Source organism: Mesorhizobium sp. M2C.T.Ca.TU.002.02.1.1, from assembly GCF_003997225.1.
Map to the genome: position 1 here is coordinate 1 of NZ_RZTO01000465.1, position 4,907 is coordinate 4,907.

The following is a 4,907-nucleotide window of genomic DNA, read 5'->3' on the forward strand; positions in this document are numbered from 1 at the left end:
ATATAAAAATGTGATTTAATCGAAGTCCCAATATAATCGAACTCTCAAGGGAACGGCGCGTTGGAACTGCACCAGCTCCGCTGCTTTGTCATGGCGGCCGACGAGCTGCATTTCGGGCGTGCGGCGCAGCGGCTCGGTATGCTGCCCTCGTCGCTTGGCCGGCACATAAGGATGCTGGAGGAAGACCTCGGCGTGCGGCTGATGACGCGCACGACCCGGAACGCCGTTCTGACCGAACATGGATCTTTCCTGCTGGAAGAAGCAAGAGCTTTGCTTGCCAGAGCCGACGATTTGGAAAACCGCATTCGAGAGAAGGGGCGCGACCGGGCAGCAGTGCTGCGCCTTGGCGTCATCGACAGTGCGGCGGTGGGACTGGTGCCACGCCTGCTTCACGATTTTCGCGAGATAGCGCCGGACGTGACCGTGCAGGTGCTCGAGGACAGGACGATCCGTCTGCTGCCTCGCGTACTTTCGGGACGGCTGGATCTTGCGCTGATCCGGCCGTCTGCCGCGCCAAGCCGCCGCCTGGAGTTGCTTTTCCTGCTTTACGAAACCGCGGTCGTGGCCGTGCCCTCAAGCCATGAACTGGCTCAGCGCGCCAGCGTTTCAATCATGGATCTCGTGGACCAGACACTCATTGTTCCGGAGCGGCGGTCACGCCCGCACAGCCACGACCTCACGATGCGGCTGTTCAGCGAGCGCGGCCTCCCGGCCAAGGTCGTCCACCTGGCCGATGAAAAGCAAACCATCGTGAACCTCGTGGCGGTTGGAATGGGTATCGCTATCGTTCCGCGCTGGGCTTCACGCCTGCAGGTCGAGGGCGTGAGCTATATCGCCCTCGACGCGCCGGAAACCGATGGGTTGAAGAAATTGCCCCTGGCAGTCGCGTGGACCGGCAGCACGCGCGACGCTGTCCGGGACGCAATGATCGATCTCCTGCGAAGCAAGATCAATGTCTATTCCAGGGACGCCTGAGCGCTTTTCGTTCACCGGCTGGATTGACGTCCTCCCCGCGACACTCAACATTCGGGCCTCGTTTCCACATCCGAACAACCGCACATTGACGGTCAGCCTGTCAGGCAGCGACACCGCCCAGATAGGCGCTGACGACGGCATCGTCGTTGGCGAGATCGGTCCCCCGACCCTCGAGCACGATGCGTCCGCCCTTTAGAACGTAGCCGTAGTCCGCGAACTTCAACGCGACTTTGCTGTTCTGCTCGACCAGAAGGATCGTCACGCCCTCGCGATTGAGGCGCTGCACGATGTTCATGACTTCCTTGATCAGTTGCGGCGCCAGCCCCATCGAAGGCTCGTCGAGCAACAGCACCTTCGGCGCCGCCATGAGCGCTCTGCCGATCGCCAGCATTTGCTGCTCTCCGCCGGACAGGTTCCTTGCGTCGCCATTGTGCCTCTTCGCCAGGATCGGGAAGAGTTCGAACACATGGTCCAGCCGCCGTCGCCGCTCCGCATCGTCGGTCAGCGTGAACGAACCCAGGTCGAGATTCTCGCGGATCGTCATGTCGCCGAAGATGCGCCGTCCCTCGGGAACGTGAACAAGACCGCGGTGGGGCAAGCGGTGGGCCGGGACCCTGGTTATGTCCTCACCCAGGAACCGGACACTTCCCGAGGACGCAGCGATGAGACCGGACAGCGTTCGCAATGTCGTGCTTTTGCCGGCGCCGTTCGCGCCGAGCAGCGCTACGATCTGGCCGCGCCTTATCGCGAGGCTGACGCCATGAAGCGCCTCGATGCTGCCGTAGCGCGCGACGATCCGGTCGGCCGCAAGGACAATATCGGTGTCCATCAATCCTCCGTGCCGAGATAGGCTTCGATGACTTTGGGATCGGCGCGCACGGCCTCCGGCGGGCCATCGGCGATCTTCTGGCCATAGTCGAAGACGACGATCTTTTCCGACACCTGCATGACCAGGCCCATATCGTGCTCGATCAAAAGCACGGTGACGCCAGTCTCGTCGCGAATGCGGCGGATCAGATGCACAAGGTCGAGCTTCTCGCGCTCGTTCAGCCCGGCGGCAGGTTCATCGAGCAGGATGATCTCTGGCGTCGACGCCAGAGCCCTTGCGAGTTCGAGCCGCCGCTGGTCGCCGTAGGAAAGGCCGCCGGCCAGACGATGCGCATGCTCGGCGATGCCGACGAAGTCGAGCCAGCGCATGCCCGCCGCGCGGATCCTGTCCTCCTCCCGCCGTTGCGACGGCAGGTGCAGGATTGCCGAAACGATGCCGTGGCGGCTGCGGCAATGCTGCCCGGACATGGCGTTTTCCAGTACCGACATTTCCTTGAACAGCCGAATGTTCTGGAAGGTTCGGGCAAGGCCAAGCGCCGTGATGCGGTGCGGCGGCAAGCCCGTGATCGGCCGGCCGCCCAACCGGATCGAGCCGCCCTTCGGCTTGTAGAAGCCGGTCAGGCAGTTGAAGAGCGACGTCTTGCCCGCGCCATTCGGCCCGATGAGGCTGTTGATCGCGCCCTTCTCCACCGAGAACGAAATATCCTGCAGGACCTTCAGCCCCCCGAAGCTGAGGCGCAGATCGCGGACTTCCAGCAAGGCCATCGTGGTCAACCCCGCTTGTCCGGCCACAGGCCGTTCGGTCTGAAGAGCATGATCGCGAGCAGCGCCACGGCCGTGACCAGCGGACGATAGGTGCCCGCTCCGCGCAGCACTTCCGGCAGCAGGGCCACGAGGATGGCACCCAGGACGACACCGGGAATGCGGCCCATGCCGCCAAGCACCACACCCAGAAGGATCAGAAGCGACTGGTTGAAGGTGAAGCTTTCCGGCGAGATCGCGGTCATCTTCGCGGCGTAGAGGCACCCGGCCACCGACGCGATCACCGCCCCCATCATATAGGCCTGCAGCTTGGCCGACACGCGGTTGATGCCGATACCGGCGGCGGCGTCCTCGTCATAGCGGACATAGAACCACGCACGCCCCATGCGTGACCGCTCGACGCTCAGGCACACGAAGACGGCAAGCAGCGCGAGCGCCAGGAACGCGTAGTAGAAATGCTGCACCTGCATCAGCTTGAAGCCCAGGATCTCCGGCCGCTCGATGCCGACAAGGCCGCTGGCGCCGCCGGTGATATCGAGGTTGCGGGCAATGATGCGCACGATCTCGCCGAAGCCCAGCGTGACGATCGCCAGATAGTCGCTGCGCAGCCGCAAGGTCGGCGCGCCGATGATGATGCCGGCCAGGCAGGCAGCCGCCATGGCGACGGGAATGGTGAGCCAGAAATTGAAGCCGAATTCCGAGGTCAGGATTCCGGTCGTGTAGGCGCCGACGGCAAAGAAGGCCGCATAGCCGAGGTCGAGCAGGCCTGCGTAACCGACGACGATGTTGAGGCCGAGGCAGAGCACGACATAAAGCAGCGCCGTGGTTGCCACCTCCGTTACATAGGCATTGGCGAAGTGGGGCAGCGCCAACGCGCAAGCGAGCGCGGCGAGAGCCCACAGCAAAAACGAGCGCCGCACCAATGGCGGTTGCGTGGCGGCGGACAGGGAGCTCGCTCCGTCGCTCATCACACCCGCTCCACGACCGAGCGTCCGAGCAGGCCGGTAGGCTTGAAGACCAGGAACAGGATCAGCGCGCCGAACACGAAGACGTCTCGCCATTCCGATCCGACGAAGGGCAAGGATGACCCGTAAGCCTCGAGAAGGCCGAGCAGCAGGCCGCCAAGCATGGCGCCAGGGACGCTGCCGATGCCGCCGATGACGGCCGCGGTGAAGGCCTTGAGCCCCATGATGAAGCCCATGAAGAAATGGACGCTGCCATAATAGGCGCCCGCCATGACACCGCCGCCGGCGGCGAGCGCCGATCCCATGAAGAAGGTCAGCGCGATCACCCGGTCGACATCGATGCCCATCAGGCGGCTCGCCCCCATGTCGATCGAGACGGCGCGCATTGCTTTGCCGTACATGGTGCGCGAGACGAAGGCCTGCATGCCGGCCATCAGCAGGATCGAGGCGGCGACGAGCGCGATCTGCGTGTAGGTGATGTGCACAGCCGAAACGTCCAGGCCGGCAAAGCCGAGGTCGGTGTTGAAGGCGAAATGCCGCCCGCCGGTCAGCGCAAGCGCGCTGCCGTTCAGCACCATCGAGGCGCCGAGCGCGGTGATCAGGATCGACAGGCGCGGCGCGTTGCGCATCGGCCGGTAGGCGAAGCGCTCGATGACGACGCCGAGCAGGCCTACGGCGAGCATCGAAACCAGCAACGCGCAGACGACGCCAAGCCAGCCATTGCCAACCCACACGCCGACGAAGGAAAACACGATGAGACCGACGAAGGCGCCGCTCATATAGATATCGCCATGAGCGAAATTCAGGAGCTTGATGACGCCGAAGACCATGCTGTAGCCGAGCGCGATCAGGGCGTAGAACGAGCCGACGATGAGGCCGTTCACCAGTTGCTGAATGACAAGGTCGAGCGTCATTGATGCTCCGGTGCAGGTATTGGAAAAGTCGTGCCTTGGCGCAGCATCGATAGCCCACCAGTCACATAGCCGCAAAACAGGAATGATGCCGGGGCTGGCAAAGGCCGCCCCGGTATCAGTGTGTTCTGTCGGTTACTCGTCGGCGACCCACTTGCCGCCCTTGGCGACCACCGGGCGGAAGTTCGACGTCTGCAGCGTGTTCTTGTCGGTGAACTTGATTTCGCCGGCCAGACCCTTGAAGTCGCTTGCTTTCAGCGCCTCGACGATCGCCTTCTGATCGGCAGACTTTGCCCGTGCGATCGCATCGACGATCAGGTCGCCGACATCATGGGAAAGTGCCGCGTAGGCGCCGGCGTCGCGGCCGTAGGCCTCCTTGTACTTGGCCTTGAAATCGGCAGCGCCGGAGAGGAGATCGACGGTTGGCGGGGACAGCAGGAACACGCCCTCGCCGGCCGAGCCTGCG

General features: G+C 63.6%; 6 protein-coding genes. 1 reads left to right on the top strand and 5 read right to left on the bottom strand.

All coding sequences use genetic code 11. The annotated features are described in order from the left end of the window. Positions 1-60: 60 nt before the first annotated feature. On the top strand, positions 61-975 hold the full coding sequence (locus EOD07_RS22355; protein WP_127237008.1) for a LysR family transcriptional regulator: 915 nt from the start codon (positions 61-63) through the stop codon (positions 973-975). Between the two features lie 100 nt (positions 976-1,075). On the opposite strand, the gene EOD07_RS22360 is transcribed toward EOD07_RS22355, so the two are convergent. The 5 genes from EOD07_RS22360 to EOD07_RS22380 all read right to left on the bottom strand — a co-directional run. Next, positions 1,076-1,804, bottom strand: a complete 729-nt coding sequence (locus EOD07_RS22360; RefSeq protein ID WP_041005944.1) for an ABC transporter ATP-binding protein — start codon at positions 1,802-1,804, stop codon at positions 1,076-1,078. Continuing rightward, positions 1,804-2,568 carry an ABC transporter ATP-binding protein gene (locus EOD07_RS22365; protein ID WP_127237011.1) on the bottom strand — a complete coding sequence of 255 codons (765 nt, stop codon included), beginning with the start codon at positions 2,566-2,568 and terminating at the stop codon, positions 1,804-1,806. Before EOD07_RS22365 ends, EOD07_RS22360 begins: the two co-directional genes overlap by 1 nt. A gap of 5 nt (positions 2,569-2,573) precedes the next feature. Further along, complete coding sequence (locus tag EOD07_RS22370; protein ID WP_127237009.1) at positions 2,574-3,533, bottom strand: branched-chain amino acid ABC transporter permease; 960 nt, start codon at positions 3,531-3,533, stop codon at positions 2,574-2,576. Continuing rightward, positions 3,533-4,444 carry a branched-chain amino acid ABC transporter permease gene (locus EOD07_RS22375; RefSeq protein ID WP_127237010.1) on the bottom strand — a complete coding sequence of 304 codons (912 nt, stop codon included), beginning with the start codon at positions 4,442-4,444 and terminating at the stop codon, positions 3,533-3,535. The genes EOD07_RS22370 and EOD07_RS22375 overlap by 1 nt, the downstream gene beginning before the upstream one ends. 132 nt (positions 4,445-4,576) lie before the next feature. Continuing rightward, a partial coding sequence (locus tag EOD07_RS22380; RefSeq protein ID WP_164772429.1) for an ABC transporter substrate-binding protein occupies positions 4,577-4,907 on the bottom strand: 331 nt, incomplete at its 5' end.

Coding starts and splice junctions, on each gene's coding strand:
- EOD07_RS22360 (WP_041005944.1), bottom strand. CDS start 1,804: ATGGACACCGATATTGTCCTTGCGGCCGACCGGATCGTCGCGCGCTAC.
- EOD07_RS22370 (WP_127237009.1), bottom strand. CDS start 3,533: ATGAGCGACGGAGCGAGCTCCCTGTCCGCCGCCACGCAACCGCCATTG.
- EOD07_RS22375 (WP_127237010.1), bottom strand. CDS start 4,444: ATGACGCTCGACCTTGTCATTCAGCAACTGGTGAACGGCCTCATCGTC.
- EOD07_RS22365 (WP_127237011.1), bottom strand. CDS start 2,568: ATGGCCTTGCTGGAAGTCCGCGATCTGCGCCTCAGCTTCGGGGGGCTG.